The organism is Flavobacterium labens (assembly GCF_048286755.1).
In the GTDB taxonomy this organism is placed as follows: Bacteria; Bacteroidota; Bacteroidia; order Flavobacteriales; family Flavobacteriaceae; genus Flavobacterium.
This window is the reverse complement of sequence record NZ_JBLVPL010000004.1, coordinates 138,912-165,492: the sequence shown is the minus strand read 5'-3', so window position 1 is coordinate 165,492 and position 26,581 is coordinate 138,912. Positions and strand designations below refer to the sequence as shown.

Annotated in this window: 26 protein-coding genes; 9 read left to right on the top strand and 17 right to left on the bottom strand. The window is 34.0% G+C overall.

The features are described 5' to 3' along the window. Positions 1 to 2 precede the first annotated feature (2 nt). Both serC and ACNQF8_RS11035 read right to left on the bottom strand, forming a co-directional pair. Positions 3 to 1,073, bottom strand: a complete 1,071-nt coding sequence (gene serC / locus ACNQF8_RS11040) for a 3-phosphoserine/phosphohydroxythreonine transaminase (protein ID WP_417950128.1) — start codon at positions 1,071 to 1,073, stop codon at positions 3 to 5. Between the two features lie 93 nt (positions 1,074 to 1,166). Further along, entirely contained in the window at positions 1,167 to 2,225 is a 1,059-nt protein-coding gene (locus ACNQF8_RS11035; RefSeq protein WP_417950126.1) for an acyl-CoA reductase, read from the bottom strand. 135 nt (positions 2,226 to 2,360) lie between these two features. Between ACNQF8_RS11035 and ACNQF8_RS11030 the strand changes: the two genes are divergently transcribed. Continuing rightward, entirely contained in the window at positions 2,361 to 2,711 is a 351-nt protein-coding gene (locus ACNQF8_RS11030; RefSeq protein ID WP_417950124.1) for a 4Fe-4S dicluster domain-containing protein, read from the top strand. A gap of 71 nt (positions 2,712 to 2,782) precedes the next feature. Here the strand turns inward: ACNQF8_RS11030 and ACNQF8_RS11025 are convergent, their stop codons facing one another. After that, positions 2,783 to 3,319, bottom strand: coding sequence for a hypothetical protein (locus tag ACNQF8_RS11025; protein WP_417950122.1), 537 nt, complete (start codon positions 3,317 to 3,319; stop codon positions 2,783 to 2,785). A gap of 270 nt (positions 3,320 to 3,589) precedes the next feature. After that, the gene (locus tag ACNQF8_RS11020) at positions 3,590 to 6,241 is read right to left on the bottom strand and encodes a TonB-dependent receptor (RefSeq protein ID WP_417953522.1); all 2,652 of its coding nucleotides are present in this window, start codon (positions 6,239 to 6,241) and stop codon (positions 3,590 to 3,592) included. Positions 6,242 to 6,546: 305 nt separating this feature from the next. Between ACNQF8_RS11020 and ychF the strand changes: the two genes are divergently transcribed. The 6 genes from ychF to ACNQF8_RS10990 all read left to right on the top strand — a co-directional run bounded on the left by ychF (position 6,547) and on the right by ACNQF8_RS10990 (position 14,406). After that, entirely contained in the window at positions 6,547 to 7,641 is a 1,095-nt protein-coding gene (ychF, locus tag ACNQF8_RS11015) for a redox-regulated ATPase YchF (protein ID WP_113633349.1), read from the top strand. Positions 7,642 to 7,975: 334 nt separating this feature from the next. Continuing rightward, positions 7,976 to 8,497 carry an NADPH-dependent FMN reductase gene (locus tag ACNQF8_RS11010; RefSeq protein WP_417953523.1) on the top strand — a complete coding sequence of 174 codons (522 nt, stop codon included), beginning with the start codon at positions 7,976 to 7,978 and terminating at the stop codon, positions 8,495 to 8,497. A gap of 16 nt (positions 8,498 to 8,513) precedes the next feature. Beyond that, positions 8,514 to 9,479: a transglutaminase domain-containing protein gene (locus ACNQF8_RS11005; RefSeq protein ID WP_417953524.1), complete on the top strand. Its 966-nt coding sequence runs from the start codon at positions 8,514 to 8,516 to the stop codon at positions 9,477 to 9,479. 126 nt (positions 9,480 to 9,605) lie between these two features. Next, complete coding sequence (locus ACNQF8_RS11000; protein ID WP_315207863.1) at positions 9,606 to 11,468, top strand: DNA topoisomerase IV subunit B; 1,863 nt, start codon at positions 9,606 to 9,608, stop codon at positions 11,466 to 11,468. A gap of 11 nt (positions 11,469 to 11,479) precedes the next feature. Then, positions 11,480 to 11,665 carry a hypothetical protein gene (locus ACNQF8_RS10995; protein WP_417950113.1) on the top strand — a complete coding sequence of 62 codons (186 nt, stop codon included), beginning with the start codon at positions 11,480 to 11,482 and terminating at the stop codon, positions 11,663 to 11,665. A gap of 50 nt (positions 11,666 to 11,715) precedes the next feature. Continuing rightward, positions 11,716 to 14,406: a DNA gyrase/topoisomerase IV subunit A gene (locus ACNQF8_RS10990; protein WP_417953525.1), complete on the top strand. Its 2,691-nt coding sequence runs from the start codon at positions 11,716 to 11,718 to the stop codon at positions 14,404 to 14,406. Positions 14,407 to 14,458: 52 nt separating this feature from the next. Here ACNQF8_RS10990 and ACNQF8_RS10985 read toward each other — a convergent pair whose 3' ends face one another. The 10 genes from ACNQF8_RS10985 to ACNQF8_RS10940 all read right to left on the bottom strand — a co-directional run bounded on the left by ACNQF8_RS10985 (position 14,459) and on the right by ACNQF8_RS10940 (position 22,031). After that, a complete protein-coding gene (locus ACNQF8_RS10985) occupies positions 14,459 to 15,118 on the bottom strand; it encodes a 3'-5' exonuclease (RefSeq protein ID WP_417950109.1) in 660 nt (219 codons plus the stop codon). Then, positions 15,118 to 17,037: a DUF294 nucleotidyltransferase-like domain-containing protein gene (locus ACNQF8_RS10980; protein WP_417953526.1), complete on the bottom strand. Its 1,920-nt coding sequence runs from the start codon at positions 17,035 to 17,037 to the stop codon at positions 15,118 to 15,120. Before ACNQF8_RS10980 ends, ACNQF8_RS10985 begins: the two co-directional genes overlap by 1 nt. A gap of 159 nt (positions 17,038 to 17,196) precedes the next feature. Further along, positions 17,197 to 17,967, bottom strand: a complete 771-nt coding sequence (locus ACNQF8_RS10975) for a TerC family protein (protein WP_315207872.1) — start codon at positions 17,965 to 17,967, stop codon at positions 17,197 to 17,199. A 38-nt stretch (positions 17,968 to 18,005) separates the two neighbouring features. Further along, positions 18,006 to 18,380 carry a DNA topoisomerase IV gene (locus tag ACNQF8_RS10970; RefSeq protein ID WP_315207874.1) on the bottom strand — a complete coding sequence of 125 codons (375 nt, stop codon included), beginning with the start codon at positions 18,378 to 18,380 and terminating at the stop codon, positions 18,006 to 18,008. 23 nt (positions 18,381 to 18,403) lie between these two features. Further along, the gene (locus ACNQF8_RS10965) at positions 18,404 to 18,976 is read right to left on the bottom strand and encodes a pentapeptide repeat-containing protein (RefSeq protein ID WP_417953527.1); all 573 of its coding nucleotides are present in this window, start codon (positions 18,974 to 18,976) and stop codon (positions 18,404 to 18,406) included. Continuing rightward, on the bottom strand, positions 18,976 to 19,197 hold the full coding sequence (locus tag ACNQF8_RS10960) for a DUF6095 family protein (RefSeq protein ID WP_417953528.1): 222 nt from the start codon (positions 19,195 to 19,197) through the stop codon (positions 18,976 to 18,978). Before ACNQF8_RS10960 ends, ACNQF8_RS10965 begins: the two co-directional genes overlap by 1 nt. 10 nt (positions 19,198 to 19,207) lie before the next feature. Next, positions 19,208 to 19,510 (bottom strand): Dabb family protein, encoded by a 303-nt coding sequence (locus tag ACNQF8_RS10955; RefSeq protein ID WP_315207880.1) that lies wholly within the window; start codon positions 19,508 to 19,510, stop codon positions 19,208 to 19,210. Between the two features lie 6 nt (positions 19,511 to 19,516). Then, positions 19,517 to 20,329: an N-acetylmuramic acid 6-phosphate etherase gene (gene murQ, locus ACNQF8_RS10950; RefSeq protein ID WP_417953529.1), complete on the bottom strand. Its 813-nt coding sequence runs from the start codon at positions 20,327 to 20,329 to the stop codon at positions 19,517 to 19,519. Positions 20,330 to 20,488: 159 nt separating this feature from the next. Continuing rightward, a complete protein-coding gene (locus ACNQF8_RS10945; RefSeq protein WP_315207884.1) occupies positions 20,489 to 21,157 on the bottom strand; it encodes a ZIP family metal transporter in 669 nt (222 codons plus the stop codon). A gap of 109 nt (positions 21,158 to 21,266) precedes the next feature. Further along, complete coding sequence (locus ACNQF8_RS10940) at positions 21,267 to 22,031, bottom strand: class I SAM-dependent methyltransferase (RefSeq protein WP_417953530.1); 765 nt, start codon at positions 22,029 to 22,031, stop codon at positions 21,267 to 21,269. Between the two features lie 69 nt (positions 22,032 to 22,100). Here ACNQF8_RS10940 and ACNQF8_RS10935 point away from each other — a divergent pair, with 69 nt between their 5' ends. Together ACNQF8_RS10935 and ACNQF8_RS10930 are read left to right on the top strand one after the other, a co-directional pair. Next, on the top strand, positions 22,101 to 23,276 hold the full coding sequence (locus tag ACNQF8_RS10935) for a THUMP domain-containing class I SAM-dependent RNA methyltransferase (protein WP_417950098.1): 1,176 nt from the start codon (positions 22,101 to 22,103) through the stop codon (positions 23,274 to 23,276). Positions 23,277 to 23,333: 57 nt separating this feature from the next. Next, positions 23,334 to 23,570: a hypothetical protein gene (locus ACNQF8_RS10930; RefSeq protein WP_282715281.1), complete on the top strand. Its 237-nt coding sequence runs from the start codon at positions 23,334 to 23,336 to the stop codon at positions 23,568 to 23,570. Positions 23,571 to 23,647: 77 nt separating this feature from the next. Here the strand turns inward: ACNQF8_RS10930 and ACNQF8_RS10925 are convergent, their stop codons facing one another. The 3 genes from ACNQF8_RS10925 to rlmD are packed head-to-tail and all read right to left on the bottom strand — an operon-like array spanning position 23,648 to position 26,459. Continuing rightward, positions 23,648 to 24,481 carry a DUF6048 family protein gene (locus ACNQF8_RS10925; protein WP_417950096.1) on the bottom strand — a complete coding sequence of 278 codons (834 nt, stop codon included), beginning with the start codon at positions 24,479 to 24,481 and terminating at the stop codon, positions 23,648 to 23,650. Next, complete coding sequence (locus ACNQF8_RS10920) at positions 24,453 to 24,989, bottom strand: DUF6452 family protein (RefSeq protein ID WP_417950094.1); 537 nt, start codon at positions 24,987 to 24,989, stop codon at positions 24,453 to 24,455. The genes ACNQF8_RS10925 and ACNQF8_RS10920 overlap by 29 nt, the downstream gene beginning before the upstream one ends. Positions 24,990 to 25,046: 57 nt before the next feature. Further along, positions 25,047 to 26,459: a 23S rRNA (uracil(1939)-C(5))-methyltransferase RlmD gene (gene rlmD, locus ACNQF8_RS10915; protein ID WP_417950092.1), complete on the bottom strand. Its 1,413-nt coding sequence runs from the start codon at positions 26,457 to 26,459 to the stop codon at positions 25,047 to 25,049. Positions 26,460 to 26,581: the final 122 nt, after the last annotated feature.

The window sequence follows — 26,581 nt, the reverse complement described above, 5'->3', positions numbered from 1 at the left end:
TTTTAAATTGCTTTTTCCAAAGCCTGCATAACATCAACTAATACTTGAACACTTTCTAATGGAAGTGCATTGTACATAGAAGCTCTATAACCACCTACTGAACGATGTCCAGGTAATCCAGATATTCCTGCTGCTTTCCACATTGCATCAAATGCAGCAGCATGTGCTTCATCATTTAATAAGAAAGTAGCATTCATGTTTGATCGATCTTCAACAGCTGCAGCTCCTTTGAATAATGGGTTTCTGTCTATTTCTGCATAAAGTAATGCAGCTTTAGCATTGTTTATTTTTTCAATAGCAGCAATTCCACCAAGGTTTTTCAACCATTGTAATGTCAATAATGAAGCATAAACAGGAAAAACAGGAGGAGTATTATACATACTTTCTGCTTTAATATGTTTAGTGTAATCCAACATACTTGGGATAATTCGGTTGTTTTTAGCAAGAATTTCTTCTTTTACAACAACCAAAGTAGTTCCTGCCGGACCCATATTTTTTTGAGCACCTGCATAAATCAAATCAAATTTAGAAAAATCTAATTCTCTTGAAAAGATGTCAGAACTCATATCACATACAATTGGCATATCAACTGATGGGAATTCCTTCATTTGTGTACCAAAAATAGTATTGTTACTCGTGCAATGGAAATAATCTGCATCTGCAGGTACCGAATATCCTTTTGGAATATGATTGTAATTTTGTTCTTTTGATGAAGCAACAATAACAGTATCACCAAAAAGTTTCGCTTCTTTTATTGCTGCTGAAGCCCATGTTCCAGTATCAAGATAAGCCGCTTTTCCGCCTTCTTTCATTAAGTTATAAGGAACCATCAAAAATTCTAAACTAGCTCCGCCAGCCAGAAATAATGCTTGATATCCTTTGCCTTCTAGGCCTAAAAGTTCAATAACAATTGCTCTTGCTTCATCCATTACGGCAACGAAGTCTTTGCTTCTATGGGAAATTTCTAAAAGTGATAACCCAGAATCGTTAAAATTTAATATTGCTTGTGCTGATTTTTCAAAAACTTCTTGTGGTAAAATACAAGGTCCTGCGCTGTAGTTGTGTTTTTTCATGGTGTAGTTTAAGTCCAAAAAATTAAAGTGCAAATTTCGGCAATAGGAATTTAAAAGGCGTTAAATAATTCGAAATAATTAAACATATTTCAACTATGTTGTTAACAAAAACGAAATAGTATCGGTGTTATCTGCGTAATTCCACAATTTTGGTTTTTGGGTTTGCCCAAAGTCAATGCTGTTCGCTATAAGATTATCACTTACAATGCATTGAATTTGCTCGTTTTCAGACTGTAATCTTGATTTCAAATCGCTGATATCCTCATAAAACTCATAAAACACACTAGAAATTGGCGAGGCATGGCTTTGATCTTCTTTTATTGTCAAAAAACCATTATCCAATAATTTAAAATTACTCATCAGAAAAACAGCTTTATTGTAATCATAATTGTTAGCGTATTTTTCATAATGAATAACATCTTGGTATTCAAATATTGCTTCAAAAAAGGCATCAAATACGTATCCTTTTGGAACAAAAAGTTTAGAAACATTCCGACAGCCCAATCCAAAATATCGGAAGATATCTTCCCCTAAAGCTGCTAATTGTTCTTTAGTTTCTTTTCCATTCAAAACTGCAATTGAATTTCTGCTTTTTCGAATAATAGAAGGTTTGTCTTTAAAATAGTATTCAAAATAACGCGCCGTATTATTACTTCCTGTTGCTATTACTGCATCGAAATTCTCTAATTTACCTTCCACAAATTTAATATTGTTAGCTAATTCAGAATCAATAGCAATGATGTACTTTGCTAAAAAAGGCAACAAATGTTGATCATTTGATGATGTTTTTACCAATACATTATTTCCTGTAATTAAAACGGAAAGGAAATCATGAAAACCCACTAAAGGAATATTTCCGGCAAGAATTAAGGCAATGTTTTTAGGTTCTTTTATTTGTAAATCATAAGCCGAAAGCCATTGATTTAAGTTTTCTGAAGTTAATGCTTCCGCCCAAGATTGAATAGAAAAATACACTTGTTCTGGCGTATACCATCCATTATGTGATTGAGATAATTTTATTAATTCGATAAAATCATCAAAAAACACATCGTTGTGCAAAACAGTTGGATTCTTAGAGGTATTATCTTCAGAAAATTGACTTAAGAATTTTCCTAATTCAACAAAAACACTTTTTTTTGTTTCTAATGTCATAATGTTTGCTTATGAATAGTTTTGATTGTAATTTTGCACAAAAATAAGCATAAATATGTCGAAAGTCAAAAGTCCTAATGTCAAAAGAATTTTGGCGTTTGACATTTGATACTAAGACTTTAAAACTATAGAAAAATGGCAATTATTATAACAGACGAATGTATCAACTGTGGTGCTTGTGAACCAGAGTGCCCAAATACAGCAATATACGAAGGAGCAGATGACTGGAGATATAAAGACGGAACAAAACTTAAAGGGAAAGTAATTTTGCCGGATGGTACCGAAGTAGATTCTGATGAAGCTCAAACTCCTATTTCTGACGAAGTGTATTACATCGTGCCAGGAAAATGTACAGAATGTAAAGGTTTTCACGATGAGCCACAATGTGCTGCAGTATGTCCTGTAGACTGTTGTATTCCAGATGATAATCATGTAGAAAACGAAGAAACGTTACTAAATAGACAAGCGTTTTTACATAACGAATAAAGATTAAATTTTAATTTAAAAAAAAATCCTGAGCTATAACTCAGGATTTTTTTGTTGTATTCCGTAATAGATTATTTTTTGATAATTACAAAAGTTTCTACCGTTATCTTATCTGTTTTGTCATCATAGGATTCTAAAACTAAATTCCCATTAGCATCAAAGTAACCATAAGAAGTTTTGTTCTTTGAACTGTAAATATAATTGTTGTTTGATGTTTTTCTTAAAACAGCAGCTTTTTCAGCATTAGGTTGGTATATAGTATATCCACTTTCAGCTAGTTTGACTTCATATTTTTCTCCGTTTAAATCATAGTATGCTGATCTATCTACATCAACAATATTGGTAACCCCATTTGCTGTAATGCTAGTGATGGCCGTAACTTCAACCGGTGTTTCTTTTCTTTCTTTGTTTAATGCATTAGATTCGGCGTCTTTCAATTCAATTTTTTGAATTTCTTTTACTTCTTGAGTTTTTACTGATTTTTTTTGCCCATCAGAATTTTTTACAGTAGTAACTGTCGTTTTAACTTCCGATTTAACATTTTTATTTTGAGCTTGAATATTTACTGTAAATAGAAAAGCAGCTATTCCAAGAATTATAGTTTTCATAATATTTAATTTTGTGATTAATATGAAACAAATTTACAATCCTTTGGCTGGGTACTTGTTACGTAATTATAATAAAAGATTATATAATTCACATAAAGGGTTTAGTGCTGTAGGTTTTACTTACTTCTTGCGGCAATTACTCCAGCATAAAATTTTCTGATGAAGTTGTTTTTCAGTTGCTGATGTGATAATAACTAAATTCAGGGAGAATTAGTGAAATAAAAAAAGGGCTATCGAAAGATAGCCCTTTTTAAATTATTCAATACTAAATTAGAATTTATAGTTTAAAGATAAATTAAACATAGTTCCTAATTGGCTAAAGTGATATCCATCATACGTCATTTGAGAATAACGTTGGTTGAAAGTGATCAAGTTAGATTGATTTTTTACTTGAGTAGGGTCGTTTAAAATAGCTGTCCCAGCTGCATTTTCTGCTTTGAAATTCCATTCAGGAAGAACATTTAATAAGTTGTTTACATTCAATGCCAAAGTTAATTTTTCAGTTGCAGAGAAAGTAATTCCTAAGTCAGTAACGACTTTTGGAGTAAACTCAGTTCTTAAGTTAGCATTCAAACCATCTTGTTTGAAAGTTGTTTTTCCGAAATAAGTATTGTTCAAAGAGAAACCAAATTTACCGATTTCATAATTAGCTCCTAAAATCCATTTGGTATCAGGTCTTGATGTAAACATTAATGCGTCTAATGTTCCTCCGAACGAATTGTTTGTTACATCAGAGATTCTTTCATTTTGTAAGGTAACATTACCAGATAAATTGAATCCTAATTTTCCTTCTCCTAATAAGATGTTATTGTAATTAGCTACTACATCTAAACCTGATGTACGAGAATCAAATGAGTTTGAAAAGAAAGCAACATTACCAAATTGAGTATCTTGTCTGTCTCCTAATACAATTCTGTCCTCTACTTTGATATTGTAGTAATCTACAGTAAAGTTGAAGTTTTTAGAAGGCTTAGCTCCAATACCAACAGTTACGTTAGTTGATTTTTCAGCATCTAGTTGTGGAACACCTAAAATACGAGCTTGTGGAGATACATTGTTGATAATTCCACTTACTTGAATTCCTTGACCAGCTACAAAAGAATATTGTGCTTTTTGTGTGTAAATTTGGTGTAATGTAGGTGCTCTGAATCCAGTAGAAACAGATCCTCTTAATGTAATTTTGTCATCTGCAAATTTATATCTTGAGCTTAATTTCCAAACGGTAGCTCCACCAAAATCACTATATTCTTCATGACGAAGTGTTCCGTTGATTAAGAAATCTTCAGTTACATCATAAGCAACATCAAAATAAGCTCCTAAATTATAACGATTCCATTTTCCTGAGTTTTCAGGTCTGTTTCCTGCAAACGAGTCTGCACCAATACCATCCCAAGAAGCTTTATCTCCTTCGATTACTTCAAAATTTTCTGTTCTGAACTCAGTACCGAAACCAATACTCACTTTGTCTGATACTATTTTAGAGATGTCTAAATTTCCTACAATGTGATTAAAAGCAGTCCCTCCAGGTTGAAAAGTAATAGGGCTGTTTTCTTGATAAACGTTGTTACCATTTGCATCTTGAATGTCTGATCTGTTTTGAGAGTTTGTTACTGAATACGTTTGGGAGTTACCACCAACTGTTACACTAGCGTCAGTATTCCAACCGTTTTTAACTGCTTTATATCCTAAAGTAGCATTGTAATCATTTAAATCTCCAACAAAAGTAGGAACATAACCTACGTAAGACGCTGCTGTACCATCTCCAAAGAAATCAGCAAGGTATGGGTTAGCAGGATTTAATGTTCTCCAATATGGTGTTCTGTAATTAGCAAATGAGTTTACTTTTTTGTAAACGTATGCTGCGTTATAATACAATGATGTTTCATCTGATAATTCAAATCCACCATTAACTAAAAATTTAGCAGCTGCAGTTTCTGGAGATCCATTGATATTTCCAGCATCTGGTTTTTTTGCAAGGAAAGCTTGAACATCAGAAAGTGAAGCTCCAAAATCTCCTGCTTCACCAGCTGCATCTACAGTTCCAGGTCTGTTTGCAAGATTAACTTTTGAAAAATCAACAGTATAGTTGATATATCCTTTATCACCTACTGTAGATCCATTATTTAAACTTACTCCAATCATTTCTCCGTCACCTTCAGAAGTTACACCACTTCTAGCAGTTACAGATCCACCGTTTGTACTTTTCTTTAAAATGATATTCATAACTCCAGCAATCGCATCAGAACCGTATTGAGCAGATGCACCATCACGAAGTATTTCTACTCTTTCGATAGCATCTGTAGGTATTGCAGAGATATCAGCACCAGTTTCCCCACGTCCTGGAGATGTTTGTACATATAACAATGAACTTAAGTTTTTACGCTTTCCGTTGATTAAGATTAACGTTCTACTAGGTCCCATGTTTCTTATTTCATATGGATCTAGCAATGAAGTAGCATCATTTACAGGAGTTTGAACCGTGTTAAAAGACGGAATTTTGTACTGTAATGCTTTGTCAAATGATGCTTGACCAGTTGAAGCCAAATCTTTTGATGATATTACATCAATAGGAAGTGGAGTGGTAGTGTTACTTCTTGGAGCCGTTCTTGACCCTGTTACAACTACTTCGTCCAGGTTTTGTCCGCCTTCTTCGGATAAAACAACATTTATAACAGCATCTGTAGCTGCTTTTTCTAATTTAGAAAACCCTACATAACTAAAAACTAAAGTAGCGCCCTCTTTTACTTTAATCTTATACATACCGTCCATGTCAGTAGAAACTCCGTTTTGTGTTCCCTTTTCAATAATATTTACACCAGGCAAGGCATTGCCGGTGTTGTCTTTTACAACGCCCGAGACTTCTTTTTGTGCAAAAAGAAACGAGACGTTTAATAGAAATAATAATAATGCAAATTTTTTCATAATAAGTTGTGTTTGGTTTTTGTTTGTTTTAAAATCGGTTGCAATATAATTTTTTTTTAACAAAAGATTAGCACATCGTTTAATTTTTTATAAAAAATATATCAGGCCTGTTTAAACTGTAATTTTTACTTAATTAAACATTTATAAAATCTTATATTTGCAAACTTTTAAACTAAATGCTAAACTTTTAACTGGCAACAGTTATAGGTAAAGAAAAAGATCATAGAATCTCAATCGTTCAGTTTTTTTTAAAACTAATAGGATTGGGATACAATATTCCATTAAAAAATAAATATTATCTACATATGAAAGCAGGGATTGTAGGATTACCAAATGTTGGAAAATCAACATTATTCAATTGTTTGTCTAATGCAAAAGCACAAAGTGCAAATTTTCCTTTTTGTACTATCGAACCTAATATAGGTGTTGTGAATGTTCCGGATTCCAGAATAGAAAAACTGGAAGAATTAGTAAAGCCAGAGCGTGTGCAAATGGCTACTGTTGATATCGTGGATATCGCAGGATTGGTAAAGGGAGCTAGTAAAGGGGAAGGTTTAGGAAATCAATTTCTGGGAAACATTAGAGAGTGTAATGCTATTATTCATGTTTTGCGTTGTTTTGATAACGATAATATTGTTCACGTTGATGGAAATGTAAATCCTATTCGTGACAAGGAAACAATCGATATTGAGTTGCAGTTGAAAGATTTGGAGAATGTTGAAAAACGTTTAGAAAAAGTAAAGCGTGCAGCCAAAACTGGTAATAAAGAAGCAATCGTTGAGGAAGCGTTGTTGAACAGAATTAGAGAAACGTTACTTCAAGCAAAATCTGCTAGAACAATAACACCTCAAAACAATGATGAAGAAGTTTTGATGGAAGGTTTTCAATTGATTACCGCAAAACCAGTATTGTATGTTTGTAACGTGGATGAAAATTCAGCAGTTAACGGAAATAAATATGTAGACCAAGTTCGTGAATTGGTAAAAGATGAAGATGCTGAGGTTATTGTCCTTTCTGTAGGTGCTGAAGCAGATATTACTGAATTAGAAAGCTACGAAGAGCGTCAAGTTTTTCTTGAGGATATGGGATTGACGGAGCCAGGAGCTTCGGTTTTAATTCGTGCTGCTTATAAACTATTGAAGCAACAAACTTATTTTACCGCCGGAGTAAAAGAAGTTCGTGCTTGGACCATCAATGTTGGATCAACCGCGCCACAAGCTGCGGGAGTTATTCACACTGATTTCGAAAAAGGATTTATCCGTGCCGAAGTTATTGCGTATGAAGATTTCGTTCATTACGGTTCTGAAGCTAAATGTAAAGAAGCAGGAAAATTTAAGGTTGAAGGGAAAGAATATATCGTTAAAGATGGTGATGTAATGCACTTTAGATTTAACGTATAAATATATAGTCATAAAGGAGAAAGTCATAAAGTTGAAAGTTAGCAATAACTTTCGACTTTTTTTATATACCCAATTCCAGCTTTCCACTTCAAACGAAGTTCACTGAACTCCAATTAAAATTATAGTTTAGTGAAGTAATAATTTACCATCAATCTCTTTTTTATCAAGAAAAAATGAGATTGATGGTAAAAATGCTTTCTGTTTCACTCTGGGATAAAATCGGATAAGAAAGAAATGAAGTTTCGTTTTCTTATCGTTTTTTAAATCTGTGAATCAGTGGTTAATTGTTTTGTTACTATTTTATTTTTACTACTTTTAATAAAAACTAATTCTCATGAAAATCATAGCTTTTGGCGCAAGCCCCAGCAAAAACTCTATCAATAAAAAATTAGCGACTTACGCAGCCAATTTATTTGAAAAGGCCGAAGTGGAGGTGTTGGATTTAAATGATTACCAAATGCCGATATTTACTATTGATATAGAAAAAGAAATTGGTCAGCACGAGCTGGCAAAAGCATTTTTGGCTAAAATTGCCACTGCAGACATTCTAGTGGTTTCTCTTGCTGAAAATAACGGAAATTATTCAGCAGCTTTCAAAAATGTTTTCGACTGGTGCTCTAGGATAAACGCTAAGGTTTTTCAGGAAAGACCAATGTTACTGATGGCTACTTCACCAGGAGCCAGAGGCGGCGCAAGCGTTTTAGAAATTGCTAAAAAAGCTTTTCCATTTTATGGTGGAAACGTAAAGGCTACTTTTTCACTTCCTAGTTTTGAGGCTAATTTTGATGTTGTAAACGGTAAAATTTCTAATCCTGAATTGGATAATCACTTGAAAGAAATTATCAAGAATTTTTAAATTAATTTATATTAGAATGCAATTGAAAAATTTGTTGCTGCTTTTTTTATGTCTTTCGTTTTTAAATACGGCTTATTCTCAAAAATATAATGTAGTAGATTCTATTGTTGATGCTTATCCTAAAAGTATAATCAGTACTGATCAATTAGTGGAATTAATTAATAACGATTTTTTCAAGCAGGATGAGAAAGCAAGAGCTGTTTTTAAATGGGTTGCAACTAATATAAGTTATGATGTTGATTTAGCTAAAACTATGGAATTTAAATCCATTAATGCATTTTCTTATAAAACTGAAAAAGAAAAAGAAATAAAAGAAAGAAAATTTAAATTAGATTTAGTCACAGGTGCTATGGCTTCAAGAAAAGCAGTTTGTCATTCGTACGCTGCTTTGGTAGAATATTTATGTTTAAAATTAGGATTAGAAGCTAAGATTGTAATCGGAAATTTAAAATCTAATCCATCACAAATTGGAATTTTACCTATAGATGTAAATCATGGTTGGAATGTGATTAGAATAGATAATGACTGGAAATTCATTGATGCGACATTAGCTGCAGGATTTATTTCTGTTAAAACAAATTTGTTTAAGTTTTATTTCAATGATATTTATTTTTTTACAAATCCAGATAGTTTCTTTTTGAATCATTATCCATTGGATGAGCATTGGCTTTTAACAAAAAAAAATAAAAATGATTTCGCAAAACTGCCTTTGTTTTTTGGGAATTATTTTCAAAGTAATTATCAATTAATTAAGCCTGAATCAGGGTTGCATTTAACATCAGAAACGGAGAAGTTTATTTTTGCGATTCAAGGATTGGATGAATATGATACTGTTGAATATTCTTCTAGTATCGATAATAAAGTCATCTATTTAGATCAAAAAAATGATTTAGACTATGGAATCTCGTTGGTGGGTAAAAAAAACTCTTTTATTTCTATTTTTGTTAATGGAAAGATAATTGCGATTTATAAAATTATTTAGGAATTCATTTTAATTTCAAAATCTTTCAATAGAAAATGTCAATATCATTCTTGATAACTTTGATGACTTCCTATTTTAAATTTTATCGAATTACACTATATTAGCACAAAATCCACAAATTTTACAATGTCCGAACAAAATCAATATACCGAAGATAATATTCGGTCGCTCGACTGGAAAGAACACATTCGCATGCGTCCCGGAATGTATATAGGAAAACTGGGAGATGGATCTTCTGCAGATGATGGTATTTATATTTTGGTCAAAGAAGTTCTCGATAACTGTATCGATGAATTTGCCATGGGTGCCGGAAAAACTATTGAAGTGACAATTAAGGACAAAACGGTTACTGTTCGGGATTATGGCCGTGGTATTCCGTTAGGGAAAGTGGTTGACGTAGTGTCAAAAATGAATACTGGAGGGAAATATGATTCAAAAGCTTTCCAGAAATCAGTTGGTCTAAACGGAGTAGGAACTAAAGCAGTCAATGCGCTGTCTAATTATTTCCGAGTAGAGTCTGTTCGAGATGAAAAACAAAAAGCGGCCGAATTCTCCGCAGGAAATTTGGTTCTCGAAGAAGAAATTATAGACACTACCAAACGAAAAGGTACCAAAGTTATTTTTACTCCTGACGAAACCATTTTTAAGAATTACAAATTCCGCATGGAATATGTAGTGAAGATGATCCAAAATTATTGTTATCTAAACAATGGTTTAACCATCATTTTTAATGGCGAAAAATACTATTCCGAAAACGGACTTAAAGATTTATTAGAAGCCACGATAAATGTTGAGGATTTAGAATACCCTATCATTCATTTAAAAGAAGGAGATATTGAGATTGCCTTAACACACAGCAAAACCCAATATTCTGAAGAGTATCACTCCTTTGTCAACGGACAAAATACCACTCAAGGTGGAACGCATTTAGCAGCATATAGAGAAGCGATTGTAAAAACCATTCGGGAGTTTTATAATAAAAGTTTCGAAGCATCTGATGTCCGAAAATCGATTGTTACGGCCATTAGTATCAAAGTAATGGAACCTGTTTTTGAGTCGCAAACCAAAACCAAATTAGGTTCGACAGATATGGGTTCAGAGCCCGGAATGCCTTCGGTACGTACTTTTGTAAATGATTTTGTGAAAACGAAATTAGATAATTATTTGCACAAGAATCCTCCAACAGCAGAGGCGCTGTTGCGAAAAATTCTTCAAGCCGAAAGAGAACGTAAAGAGCTTTCTGGTATTCGAAAATTAGCAACAGATCGTGCTAAAAAAGCGAATTTACACAACAAGAAATTAAGAGATTGTCGTGCGCATTTACCCGATACCAAAAATCCAAGAAATTTAGAAAGTACGCTTTTTATCACGGAGGGAGATTCGGCTTCTGGGTCCATTACAAAATCGCGCGATGTAAATACGCAAGCGGTTTTTAGTTTGCGTGGTAAGCCTCTGAATTCGTATGGAATGAGCAAGAAAATTGTTTATGAAAATGAAGAATTTAATTTATTGCAAGCGGCGTTGGATATTGAAGACGGATTGGAAAAATTGCGTTACAACAACATCGTAATTGCAACCGATGCCGATGTCGATGGAATGCACATCCGATTATTATTGATTACGTTCTTTCTTCAGTTTTTTCCTGAGTTAATAAAAGAAGGACATTTGTATATTTTGCAAACACCACTTTTCAGGGTTCGAAACAAGAAAGAAACCATTTATTGCTATTCTGATGAAGAGCGTAAAGACGCAATAGAAAAATTAAAACCAAAACCTGAAATCACCCGATTCAAGGGATTAGGAGAAATTTCTCCCGATGAGTTCAAAAACTTCATTGGAGAAACCATTCGTTTAGATCCGATTATGATGGACAAAAACACTTCGATTGAGCAATTATTGTCTTTCTATATGGGTAAAAATACGCCAGACAGACAGGAATTTATCATCAAGAATTTGAAAGTCGAATTAGATGTAATCGAGAAAGTTTAAATAGTTATAAGATGCCTACAAAAAGAACACTAATTTTTATCGCTTTATTATTTGTAATTAGTTTTTCGACTACCTTTTTTATCATAAGAAGTAATGACCATAAAGAATGTGATACAGGTGTAAAAAAAGAGATGGATAAAAATGGAATTGAGGTTACAAAAGAAGAGCATGTTTGTAAAGAAAAATATTCTTTTTAGCATTTTTAGCACAAAATTAGAATTGATTACTATTCAATAGAATATATTTAATGAAAGACGAAGAAGACGAAAATACAATTCCAGAAGGTCAGGAAGAAGATAATTCTATTGATGAAAATCAATCTGAAGAGAAATCTTTTGAAGGCCAGCATTTTTACGATAATCAAGAAGACGGAAACGATACTATTACCAAAGTTACGGGAATGTATAAAGACTGGTTTCTGGATTATGCTTCCTATGTAATTCTGGAGCGTGCCGTTCCGGCGATTGAAGACGGTTTTAAACCGGTGCAACGTCGTATCATGCATTCTTTAAAGGAATTAGATGACGGTCGTTACAATAAAGTAGCGAATGTAGTTGGACACACTATGCAGTATCATCCTCACGGAGATCAGAGTATTGGTGATGCGATGGTGCAAATAGGACAAAAAGAATTACTTATTGATTGTCAAGGAAACTGGGGGAATATCCTAACAGGTGATGGTGCTGCGGCTTCCCGTTACATTGAAGCGCGTTTGTCTAAATTTGCTTTGGAGGTTATTTATAGTCCAAAAATCACCGATTGGGGCGTTTCTTATGATGGACGAAGAGCAGAACCAAACAATCTTCCGGTGAAGTTTCCATTGCTTTTGGCACAAGGAGCCGAAGGTATTGCTGTTGGTCTTTCGACGAAAGTGTTACCTCATAATTTTAATGAATTAATCGATTCTTCGATAAAAATATTAAAAGGGAAGCCTTTTACACTGTATCCGGATTTCATGACACAAGGAATTGCTGATGTGTCTAATTATAATGACGGATTGCGTGGCGGACGGGTTCGGGTTCGTGCCAAAATTGGTCAGTTGGACAAAAATACGTTGGTGATTACCCAAATTCCGTTTTCTACAAATACGACTACTTTGATTGACAGTATTTTGAAAGCGAATGATAAAGGGAAAATAAAAATCAAGAAAATTGAAGACAATACTGCGGCAGAGGTCGAAATATTAATTCACCTTTTTCCTGGTGTTTCTCCAGATAAAACCATTGATGCGTTGTTTGCTTTCACGGCTTGTGAAACTTCGGTAGCGCCATTGGGCTGTGTGATTGAAGATAATAAACCGTTGTTTATTGGGGTTTCGGATATGTTGAAAATCTCAACCAATAGAACGGTACAATTGCTGAAAAGTGAATTGGAAATTCAATTGAGTGAACTGGAAGAACAATGGCATTTTCTTTCTTTGGAACGTATTTTTATTGAAAATAAAATCTATCGTGACATTGAAGAAATGACGACTAGAGAAACGGTAATTAAGGCCGTTGATGATGGTTTGAAACCACATACGAAACACTTAAAACGTGCTGTTACCGGAGACGATATTTTGCGTTTATTAGATATTCGAATCATGCGTATTTCTAAATTTGACAGTAACAAGGCACAGGATAAAATCGAAGCGTTGGAAGGCGATATCGAACAAGTAAAACACAATTTAGAACATCTGATTGATTTTGCGATTGCCTATTTTACCAAATTGAAAGAGAAGTACGGTAAAGGGCGGGAACGTCAGACAGAACTTCGTATTTTTGATGATATCGAAGCAACCAAAGTTGTTTTAAGAAATACTAAATTATACGTCAATAAAGAAGAAGGTTTTGTAGGTACGAGCTTGAAAAAAGACGAATACGTTACAGACTGTTCTGATATTGATGATGTAATTGTTTTTCTGCGTGATGGAAAAATGATGATTACCAAAGTAGATGCGAAAACATTCGTGGGTAAAGATATTATTCACATTGCTATTTTTGACAAAAGCGATAAGCGAACTATTTATAACATGATTTACCGTGATGGAAAATCTGGGCCTTCCTATATAAAAAGATTCAATGTTTCAGGAGTTACCAGAGATAAAGCATACGATTTAACCAATGAAACTGCTGGTTCTCAAGTAGTATATTTTTCTTGCAATCCAAATGGTGAAGCTGAGGTAATTACGATATTATTGCGTCAGGTAGGAAGTGTCAAAAAACTGAAATTCGATATTGATTTTGCCAGTTTAGCGATAAAAGGCCGAGCTTCCAAAGGAAATTTGGTTACTAAATACCCGATCAAAAAAATAGAACTGAAGGAGAAAGGAATTTCTACTTTATTGCCAAGAAAAGTTTGGTTTGATGATACTGTTCAACGATTAAACGTTGATGCAAGAGGGGAATTATTAGGGGAGTTCAGGCCTAATGATAAAATTTTGGTCATATCGCAATCTGGAAAAATAAAAGTAATTACACCAGAATTATCGACTCATTTTGATGAAGATATGGTGGTTTTGGAGAAATGGATTCCAAAGAAACCAATTTCTGCGATTTATTATGATGGAGAAAAAGAGCGTTATTATATCAAACGTTTCTTGGTGGAAACAGAGAATAAAGAAGAAAGTTTTATCACGGAACATCCTAATTCACAATTAGAGATTGTATCAACAGATTATCGTCCTGTGGCTGAATTAATTTTCACAAAAGTAAAAGGAGTTCAAAAAGAAGCGATGACAGTAGATATAGAATCGTTTATATCGGTGAAAGGATATAAAGCCTTGGGGAATCAATTGACAACTGATAAGTTGAAACAAGTAAACCTGCTGGAACCTTTGCCGTATGAAATTCCTGTTGAGGTTATTCCTGAGGATTTAGAAGTAAAAGGAGAAACGGATGCTGATGATTCTGATATTCAATTGGAAGATGATGGACAGATTACTATGTCCTTAGAATAAATAGAAGCTCCTGAAAAGGGGCTTTTTTTATGTTTTTTTGCCAATTTTACGATTATTTAAACAATTGTTTTAAGGTGATTTCTTTTTTCTCTTTCAATTTATTTAGAATTTTCAAAAAAGCAATAGCAGTAATATAGGCATCTCCCATTGCAGTATGTCTGTCTTTTTTGGAAATATCAAATTTATCGGCAAGCTCGTCTAAACTATAATTTTCTTTGCGTTCCAATAAATTAGAAACCAATAACGTTTTTTTATACAAAACAGCCGTGTCCAAAGTTTTGTTTTTTAATTCTGGCAACCCATTTCTTTCGAGTGCCCTGTTAATCATAGTAATGTCAAATATTGTATGATGCGCAATGATAATAGAATCTCCCAAAAATTCTAAAAACTGTTGTAGCGCTTCTAATTCTGTAGGGCGATCTATGACAAATTCTTTTAGAATTCCATGAATTTTTGCAGTTGCTTGATCGTAATGTTCTTGTTGAATAAAAACTTCAAAACTTCCATTGATAGGAATCGTATTGTTTTGCAGAACAATAGCCCCAATGCAAAGTATCCTGTCAGTTGAATAATCAAATCCGGTGGTTTCTGTGTCTAAGACAACAAAACGAACCGTATCAATATCGTTTGAGAGCTCCTCATCAGATGATTTTTCGGATTTTCCCAATAAATCAAATAAAATAGTTTTACTTTTTTCTATAAAATTTGTCATCATAATATATTTGAAGGATTAAATCGGATGGTAATGACTTCTTGGAGTTCCTTAATGGTTTTGAACGTTCGCTTTAGCTTAATCTTTTCTAATTTAGATAACGCTTCGAGAGCAATAAACTGCCCGGAATCATTATGCAAAAGCCCTTGTTTGGTTCTGAACTTCAATAATGCTTTATAGGAATATGAACAGGCTAAATACAATTCTTTGTTGTTGGGTTCTAATTCTGCCAATTTTTCAAAACGTTCGGGAGTATTGCTGATCGATTTTACAGAATGGGATAGAATTAAAACTCTTGCGGCATCGGTTAGTGGCATTAAAGCGCGTCTTTTTATATCGAAAAAATCTTTGTGAGCGCCATCTTGTTCTACTAAAAATTGTCTAAAAAATCCTGTTGGAGAAGGGCTTTGTAACGCACCACTTACCAAGTGAATGTAAAAAACAGGATTAGCTTTTATGTTTTCAAAAATAAATTCAGAAAGCTTGTTTACCAGTTCGCTGTCTCCATAAGACAAGCTGTAATCAAAAAATATGAAGGACAATAATACTTCATTTTTTCCAGGATTGGTGATCCAATGATAAACTTGACTTTCCCATTCGCTTAGACTTAAGCACCATTTTGGGTTAGACGCCATCATTTCTGCTGGACAATAATCATAGCCAATATCAAAAAGCCCTTTATTGACATGTGCAGCCAATTCTAAAAAATACTTCTTAGTGCTTTCTTTTAATTCTTCGGGAACATCCTCATAGACTAAAGCATTGTCTTGGTCAGTATGCAGTAACTGTTCGCTTCTTCCTTGACTTCCTAATGCGAGCCATCCAAATTTTACCGGTGGTGGCGTTTTCATTTTCTTCAAAGCTATTTCAATAACTTGCTTGATACAGGCATCATTTAATTCTGTAATTATTTTAGAAGTCAGTGTCATAGGAATATTTTGGTCTAAATATCCTTGTAACAATTGCATTATACTGGCGCGAATTGGTTTTATCTGTTTTGCCTTTTTAGCTCTTTTTACCGCTTTTATCAATACTGCTGGATTATTACCAAGTTCTACCATAACATCGTGTTTGGAGAGAATTCCAACAGCTTTGGAGTTTGGCGTGCCATCTTTCGTAAGACATAAATGACTGATATTGCTTTTCATCATAGCCATTTGGGCTTGAGTAACAGTCATTTTCTTTGGATACGTAATAACAGGAGTTGTCATTATGGCGGCGGCAGTTGTTGTGATTGGAAATTCTCCAGTCACAATTTTGTTCCTTAAATCCTTATCGGTAATGATGCCAATGGGGAGCGAATCTTCGATAACAAGAATAGCGCCCACATTTTTTTTGGTCATAGTCTCCGCAATATCTTTTACAATAGTGTTCGAATAACAGGTAATCAGTTTTTTAGAGTATTTTACTGGCTGTAAGTCTAATAGTTTTCTACCGGTGTCAAGACCTTCTATTCCTATTGTTTCACCATATAGTTTTCCGCTGTGACTTTTAGAATACGGATTGTGTGTATTAGAAGCAAAGCTTTCGATTAAAAAATTCCCCACAGCTCTGTTTTCTAACGCATAAGGTTTGAAAATTGCGATTGGAATCGCATAAAGAATGCTTTCTTCATGGGCTCTGGCTTCCATTTTATAGTTTTCATTGGCTATAAGTGGTCTCAACCCAAAAATATCTCCTTCATCACACATATCTAAAATATCATTTTCCAGACTAGTTCTAAGTGCGACTGCTCCTTTGTGTACAACATAAAAACAGGAGTGCGTTTCTTCGTTTTCGACAAAGATAACACTGTCCTTTTCTTTATAAATAATGGAGATTTGTTCAGAGATAACTTCGATGTCTTTTTGATGTAAAAAGGAAAAAGGAGGGAAGTTTTTTAAAAAGTCAGCAACTCTATGGGAGATAGTATTTTTCATGGTGCTTATTTGTGTCTAAGTTAATTTATAAAAAATAAAATAAAAAGGAAAAAGACCAAATTGGAGTCTTTTTAGCGTTTCCCTATTTAAGGAGGAATATATTTTCAGAATAAAAAAAAAGCTCCCGAAAAGGAGCTTCTTTATCAAAAAATAGTTTGATTATTTATTTTTCTTCATTTTCATATTCAGCACTTCAACTAATAATGAGAAAGATATGGCAAAATATAAGTACCCTTTTGGTACTGGAGTAACGTGATTTCCAAAGATTAAAGCATTCGATAAATGCGCACTTTCGGTAAGTAGCATCATTCCAATTAGTATTAAAAATGATAAGCCAAGTATTTGAATAGAAGGATGTTTATTGACAAAATTCCCAACAGGAACCGCAAATTGCATCATAATTAATACAGAAATAACTACTGCAGTAATCATAATATACAAAGCACCTTCAACCCCGTTTGTCATACCTACCGCGGTAAGAATACTATCAAAAGAGAAAACTAAATCAATCATGATGATTTGTAGCAGTACATTTTGAAATGATTTTGTAGCCGCTTTTCCTAATTCTTTTTCTTCATGACCTTTCTCGTCTACTTTTTCACGAATCTCATTGGTACTCTTATAAATCAAGAATAATCCTCCGCCTAGTAAAATAAGACTTTGACCAGTAATTCCGGCTGAAAACCAACTTAAATCTATATGAAACCAAGGTTCTTTCATTTGAATCAATAAGTTGATACCAAACAAAAGCGCAATTCTCATGAACATGGCAAGGAACATTCCTATTTTTGTGGCTCTCTTACGTTGTTCAGCAGGTAATTTTCCTGTAGCAATTGATATGAAAATAATGTTGTCGATTCCTAGTACAATTTCCAAAAAAGTCAATGTTAAAAGGGCAATCCAAGCATCAGGATTTAAAAATACTTCCATGTTTAGTTATTATTTGTAATTAATTTGATTTTATATGCTTAATCGGAAATCTTAGTAACGGTTCCTCTTTGTTTTTCATCAACACCAACCATTCCAAATTCAAAGGTATAGGAATTTTTTGTGGTTGTCAAAATTTTCATACCGATAGCCTTTTCCTCAGCCATATTTTTTGGATGCAATTTCAGTAAAACATATTCACAATCGTTTACCCATCGTATCGAAGCGGTATCAGTCTTTCCTTCAAAAGTTTCTATTTCGATACTGTCATTACGCTCAAAAATAGCCGTTTTCTTTACGCCGTCAACTTCATATTCAAACTTGAATTTTCCAGTTTTAAAATCCTTACAATTGCGCTCCGCATCATAGCAAGACATTAGCAGTAATAGTGGGAGGAGGAATACTATTTTTTTCATTTATCAGTATATTTATTTTTTAACTATTGTATTTTAATATCGTATTTGTCCAGAAGTCCAATGATTCCTTGTGTAGAAAACTTGGCTTTTTTCATGGGGTTGAATTCGGGGTCAATTTTAAAATCAGTTGCTTTTGAGAAATCGGCTCCCGCTAATTGTGTATTGTTAAAAATAGCACCGTCCAAATTACTGTTATCAAAAACGGAACTCGTAAGATTGGTACCAACAAAACTTACCTCTCTTAACGAACAGGAATTGAATTTCGTCTTTGGCATTTTTTTATTGGCAAACGAAGAATAATCCAAAACACATTCCTCAAAATTGACATTAAACAAGAAATCATCGCATTCCTCAAATTGAATGCCCAATAATTTACAGTTTTTGAATTGTACCCCTTTCAAGCTTGTTCCTGATAATTTGGTCATAGCCAAATTGCAATCAATGAACTCGCAATCCATGAAGCTACTATAGGAGAAGTCACTATTTGATAAATCACAGTTTTTAAAAACGCAATCTTCAAATTCTCTATTGTTTACTTTTTTATCGACGTAAACTATTTTTTCAAATGTTTTTTGAACGTGAATTAGATTTTCCATTAGTCGTTAAATAAACTTTTCATAATTATTTTTAATCCCAAATACATCAAAAGCATTGCGGCAATACAAGCAATTATTCCTATTGCTAAAACCAAATAATGCCACACATTTTGCTTATTCATGAAGGCATTATAAATTACGGCAGGCCCTAAGAATAGCAATGGCAAAGCTCCCGCTAAATATTTAATTCCTTTAGATAATAGTTCTTTGTTGGTTGCCATAATTTAATAATTAAAATTCATAATCCACACAATATCTCAAATCTCTAATTTTACCTATCCATTCAGCAACAACATTATGTGTTGGATGATTTTGGTATTTATCTAATGTTTCAAACGAATCAAAATAGGAGTGTAGAACGGCATCAAAGTTTGAATATTCACTTTCAATATTTATTCCTACCCGTATTTCAATTATTTCAGGAATATCCTTTTTTAAACCTTCAAGCTTCTCTTTTAAAATAATTGCATTTTCGGCTTTGCTTTTGCCTTCTGCAAAATCTTTTAATTTCCACATTACGATATGGTGAATCATTGTTGTTTACTTTTTAAAATTATCAACAGCTTTCCTTACACTTCCATATTTTTTTAATAATTCGGCACCTTCTTCATAGGAAACAGGAATTTCTCCCATAATCATTTTCACACCGCGATCCACCAGTTTGCTATTACTCAATTGCATGTCGACCATTTTGTTTCCTTTTACTTTACCTAGTTGAATCATGGATGCAGTAGTAATCATATTCAGTACCAGTTTCTGGGCTGTACCGGCTTTCATACGTGAACTTCCGGTTACAAATTCCGGTCCTACAACTACATCTATAGGGAATTTTGCGGTTTGGGAAAGCGGACTTCCTGCATTACAAGAAATACTGCCTGTGGTAATATTATTTTCGTTGCAAGTTTGTAATCCTCCAATAACATAAGGCGTTGTTCCTGAGGCTGCTATTCCTACAACGACATCATTTTCATTTATATCAAAAGCTTTCAAGTCAATCCAGGCTTGTGTTGCGTTGTCTTCGGCATTTTCTACGGCTCTACGGATTGCGGTGTCACCACCGGCAATAATCCCAATTACCAAATCGAAAGGTACACCAAATGTTGGTGGACATTCCGAAGCGTCAACAATACCCAAACGTCCGGAAGTTCCCGCGCCAATATAGAATAATCTACCACCGAGTTTTATTTTGGCAACGATTTCAGTCACTAATGTTTCTATTTGGGGTAACGCTTTTTCTACGGCAAGAGGAACGGTTTTGTCTTCCTGATTAATATTAGACAACAATTCTTGAACGGACATTTTTTCTAAATGTTCGTACTTTGAGGATTGTTCTGTGGTTTTAGTAAATTCCATAGTTATGTTTTTTTGAAGCGACAACTAGCGAGGTGTCCGTACATTTATTTCTTGCGTGAGGGATAGAAGTGGAAATCCTTTTTATCATGTAGCGTTAGCGAAATGAAAAAGGATTGCAACGAATAGCCCGACCCTTGTGGTCACGCCCAAATTATAAATTTATATAAAATAAGCCAATGCAATTCCTATCACAATCATCGAAACCTTTGCAATGTTAAACTTGTGTCCTTCGCTGCTTTCGAAAATAATGGTGGATGAAATATGAAATAATATTCCTATTACTATAGCTGTAATTTCAGTATAATACACGTTTAATATTGGCAAATAATTAGATAAGATTGTTCCTAGCGGCGTCATGATTGCAAAAGTAATCATAAAGAAAAAAATTGCTTTTTTATTCAGACTTGCATTGATAAAAAAAGTAGTCAGAATAATGGCAATAGGCAAATGGTGAATGGCAATTCCTATGGCTAAATCATGATGATGGCTTACGGGGAATCCTTCAAGAAAGGCATGTATACAAAGACTGATGAACAACAACCACGGGATTTGGGTCATTATTTCATGTCCGTGAACGTGACCGTGTTCAGCTCCTTTTGAGAAAAATTCCAAAATAATTTGGAACAATATTCCCAGCATGATAAAGAGTCCAATGTTTGGGTTTGCACTTTCGTAAATTTCAGGCAATAAATGCATTACCGTTAATGAAAGTAAAAAAGAGCCACTGAAAGCCAGTAGCAATTTTAAGTTAGTTTTGTTCTTTGGTCGTATAATCAATGCGACGATATATCCTAAGATTACGGAAAGTAAAGGTAAAAGGTAATTCATGTTTCTTGCTTAACCGTTTATTTGTTTATTTGTTTAACCGTTAATCTGCTGCACGGTTTATTTGTTTTTTCGATTAACCCTTTAAACGATTAACCGATTAACCCAACAATTATTTAAAAATCATGATTAGGCGTTCGCTATCTGTTTTATGGAATTTTTTCAATTTGTAATCGCCAAAAATATCCAATAGATAAATTCCGGCTTCTTCCATTAATTCCTCGAAATCTTTTAGGGTAAGGGCTTTTACTTTTTCAGTAAAATGAAATTTTTGACTTTTGTCTTCAAAGTCAATTTCTTTATAAATATGCCCGTCTTTTAAATAGCGTTTGATATGAAAATCGATGCCTTCGACTGTTTTTGTTTCTTCAGGAACTAATGTTTCTAGGACTTGGGCAACATTCATGAAGTCAATCACGGCAAAACCATATTCCGAAAGGCTTTCTTTGATGGCTTTTAATGTAGTTAGATTGTCTTCGTCATTTTCGAAATAGCCAAAGCTGGTAAATAGATTAAAAATGGCATCATATTTTTCTTCAAAAGGTTCACGCATATCGTGAACTTTGAAATGGAGTGTTTCATTCGTATTTTTAGTTGCTTCGGTAATGCTATTTTCAGATAAATCAGCTCCAAGAACTGTAAAACCTAATTGATTTAAATAAATAGAATGACGGCCTTTGCCACATGCTAAATCCAATACTTTTGCTTTTTCAGGAAGATTAAGATAATGGGTAAGATTATCCATAAAAACCTGAGCTTCTCTATAATTTCTGTCTTTGTAAAGAATATGATAATAGGGAGTGTCAAACCAAGAGGTATACCAGTTTTCAGTTGATTTCAGTTGATTTTCAGTTGGTGGATTTTGTGCTGCAGACATTTATTCTTTTTCAATTAATTTGATTGATGCAAATTTAGTGTATTTTTGCAACGAATACTTGATTTTACAATGGAAAATAATTATAAAATGGTTGCCAAAACCTTTTTTGGTTTTGAAGAAATATTAGCAAAAGAATTGCAAATGCTTGGCGCACAAAACGTGGAGCAAGGTGTGAGAATGGTGAGTTTTAAAGGGGACAAAGGGTTTATGTACAAAGCGAATTTAGCGTTACGTACGGCTTTGAAAATCCTGAAACCTATTTATTTTTTCAAGGCAAACAACGAACAGGCTTTATATAAAGGCATTTCGGGAGTGAATTGGTCTAAATTGATAGGTGCCAATCAGACATTTGTGATTGATACAACGGTGCATTCGGAATATTTTAATCACTCAGAATTTGTTTCTCAAAAGTGTAAAGATGCGATTGTCGACCAGTTCAGAGAAAGAACGGGACAACGACCAAGTATTGATAAAGTACATCCTGATTTAAGAATCAACATTCATATCGATAAAGACCAGGTTTCAGTTGCACTGGATACTTCAGGAAATGCATTGAATCAACGTGGGTATAGAACTGCTACCAATATTGCTCCTATAAACGAGGTTTTGGCAGCAGGAATTCTATTGCTTTCCGGTTGGGACGGCCAGACGGATTTCTTGGATCCAATGTGCGGTTCGGGAACATTCTTAGCCGAAGCAGCAATGATTGCCTGTAATATTCCGGCAAACATTAACCGTAAAGAATTTGCTTTCGAAAAATGGAACGATTGGGACAATGACTTGTTTGATGCTATTTCGGATAGTTTGTTGAAAAGAGTTAGAGAGTTTCATTACACGATAAAAGGCTATGATAAAGCACCAAGTGCCGTTCAAAAAGCTAAAGACAATATCAAAAATGCTAATCTTGACGAGTATATTTCGATTGAAGAAATGAACTTTTTTGATACTGAAAAAACTTCAGAAGGAAAATTACACATAGTTTTCAATCCGCCGTATGATGAGCGTTTGGATATTCACATGGAAGAATTCTACAAAAACATTGGTGATACTTTAAAGAAAAATTATCCGGGAACAAATGCTTGGATGATTACTGCAAATTTGGAAGCATTGAAATTTGTAGGATTAAAACCTTCGAGAAAAATCAAGCTTTTTAACGCTGGTTTAGAAGCACGTTTGGTAAAATATGAAATGTACGAAGGAAGTAAGAGAACAAAGTTTCAGGTAACAACTGATAGTGCTGAATAAGCAATATTCAATTTTTTACTTTCGACCTTTGACTTTAAAACTTTAAGACTTAAAAAAATGACCAAATTACAAATACGAGCATTTATTTACCAACTAGGATGTTTTGCAATATTATTTATTTCTGCTAGATATGTAGTAGCCCATTTTACTAATTTAACGGGTTTCTGGATTCCATTAACAGCATTTGTTATAGGAACGCTTTTGGCACCAAAATTTCAATCGGTAAAAACCAAAGACGGAGAGAAATTATTCATGAAATGGATTTTCATGAAAGGAATTAAGGAAATAGGGTAGTTTAGTTTATTCTAACAAAAAAATAGCAAAGAGAACTGTAGTTTTCTTTGCTATTTTTTTTTATTTGTATTTCGTAATTATTTTTTCTCAGCTTTTTTAGCAACCGCAACTGGCTTTACTTTTTTCTTGTAAATAGGAACAAAATAAGTAACGGTGTAGTTGAATCCTACTCCAAAACTACCATCGTAAGTTCTGTTAAATCCAGGGATATATAAGTTAGAGAAATTCTCAGGTTCTTTGTTGGTTACCAATCGGTTCAATCGAAGACTGAAACCCATAAATACGTTATTGAATACTTTAGCCTTCACTGCGGCCACGACTTCAATCCAGCTCGCTGTTAAACCATCAAACTTTTTACCGGAAGGAATTACAGGAACTTCACCAAAATAAGGATTGGCATTATAAATTCGATAACTGTTCAATTGCTGGTTAAAAGTACTGAAACCGTAGCGCATTCCTATAGAAATGATATTCTCCATATCCAGCCAGTTTTCATAGGCATTATAATCAAAACCTGCTTTTAGGTACGAACCTTTGGTGGTGAAATTAAGGCGGTCATCATCAGTAGTTTTGTTTTCGTTTCCAATTTCGGCAGCCAAAAAATATTTTTTTGTCAATCGATAATCTCCCACAAACTCAATTCCTTTGTAATTTTCGTCATATAGAGCGCGTGTCAGTTTGAATAAATCTAGTCCTACACGAATCCCGTATCGGTCTGTTTTTACAGGAATCGAATCATTATTTTTTACTGTTGGTTCAATGGCAACTAATGGTAAAGGAGCTGCGGGAACAATCTGTTCTGTTTTTGCAGTTTTGGGATCACTTTTCACAGTTGTTGTCTCTTGCGCCTGCATCAAAGTCAACGACAATAAGAGACAAATACTAAAAAAAGATCTTAATGTGTGTTTCATTTTCGTTTTCTAAGTTACTTTTTTCAACCGAGATGTATTCTATCCATTTTTCATCTGCAACAGCAGCATCGGTATGTGTATATGGATTTATTGGGTCTAATGTAAATATAGTTTTGTAGCCACAAGCTCTTGACACAAATAATTCTTGAGTCGTATAATCAAATTTTATATTGTCTACGTTCACCAATGCGGGATTAGCATTGCCAGAATTTAACGTAAAACTATAACTTGTACTGGTTCCAACTGTTTTTAGCGGAATCGAAATCGTGTTTCCGTTTGTCAGGTATTTAGCATCTCCGGTAGCCGCGTTAAAAATAATTCCCTCAGGCATTCCTTCGCCAACTACTTTTAGATTTGTGACATTTTTTAAAACCGAAGGATTCAAGTAATCATAAAAGCTAATCACCAAACGAGGTGTTGTGGGTGTATTTGCATCGCAAATATCATCTTTCTCACAACTGGAGAAGGATAGCGCTAAAGCGAATACCAATAAAATTATTTTTTTCATATTTTTTTAATGAAAACTTTTGATTGCAGTTTATTAAAATCTGCAATCAAAAATCAATTATCTTTTTTCCAAAAGTACAACATTCTCTACGTGATGCGTTTGAGGAAACATATCCACAGGACGCACACGAGTCACTTTGTATTTTTCATCCATTAAAGCTAAATCACGCGCTTGTGTAGCCGAATTACAACTTACATAAACTACTTTTTCAGGAGCAATTTTCATAATTTGTTCGATTACATCTTTGTGCATTCCGTCTCTTGGTGGATCCGTGATAATAACATCAGGATGCCCGTGCTGAGCGATGAAACTATCGTTGAAAACGACTTTCATATCTCCTACAAAGAACTCACAATTGGTAATTTCATTGCGTTCTGCGTTCAGTTTTGCATCTTTAATGGCTTCAGGAACACTTTCAACACCTATTACTTTTTTTGCTTTTTTCGAAACAAATTGAGCAATAGTTCCCGTTCCTGTGTATAAATCATAAACAATTTCATTACCGGTAAGACCAGCGAAATCGCGTGTTATTTTATACAATTCATAAGCTTGGTCAGAGTTGGTTTGGTAAAAAGATTTCGCATTAATGCTGAATTTCAACCCTTCCATTTCTTCTAGGATGTAATCACAACCTTTGTATAATTTAATATCAGTATCGTATAAAGTATCGTTGGCTTTATTGTTTACCACGTATTGTAGCGAAGTAATTTGCGGGAATTTCTCATAAAGATGGTCTAGGATTAATTCTCTGTTGGCTTTATCATTTTCAAAAAACTGAATCAAAACCATAATTTCACCAGTCGAAGCCGTTCTTAACATCAAAGTTCTCAATAAGCCTTCATGAGCTCTTGGATTAAAGAAAGTCAGTCCATTTGCATTAGAAAAATCTCTAACTTCATTTCTAATCGCGTTCGATGGATCTTCTTGTAAATGACATTTATTGATGTCCAGGATTTTGTCCCACATTTTCGGAATATGGAAACCAAGCGCATTTCTGTTTCCTAAATCTTCGGTGCTGTCAATTTCTTTTTCGGTCAACCAACGGCTGTTCGAAAACGAAAATTCCATTTTGTTTCTGTAAAAAAACTGTTTTTCAGAACCTAGAATCGGTTCAAATTCCGGAAGTTCTATTTTCCCAATGCGTTGTAAATGATTTTTCACCTCATTTTGCTTGTAATACAACTGTTGGCTGTATTTCATATTCTGCCATTTACAACCGCCACAAACACCAAAGTGCTCGCAAATAGGCTCAACGCGATGCTCTGAATATTCATGAAAATGAACTGCTTTTCCTTCGTAATAGGCTTTGCGCTTCTTGAAAGTTTGCACATCAACCACATCACCCGGAACCACATTCGGGATAAAAACTACTTTTCCGTCGGGAGCCTTTGCTACCGATACGCCTTTTGCTCCAGCATCAAGGACTTTTATTTGATGAAAGACAACTTTGTCTGTATTTTTCTTTGCCATAGCGCAAAAATAAGTGTTTGAATGGTTTTATAAATTCAAATTGTGAAATATTTTCACTTTTAGCTGTTTTTTATTTGAGCCCATTGCTGCTTTTCGCTGCGACTGCGTTGTTGCACTAGCGA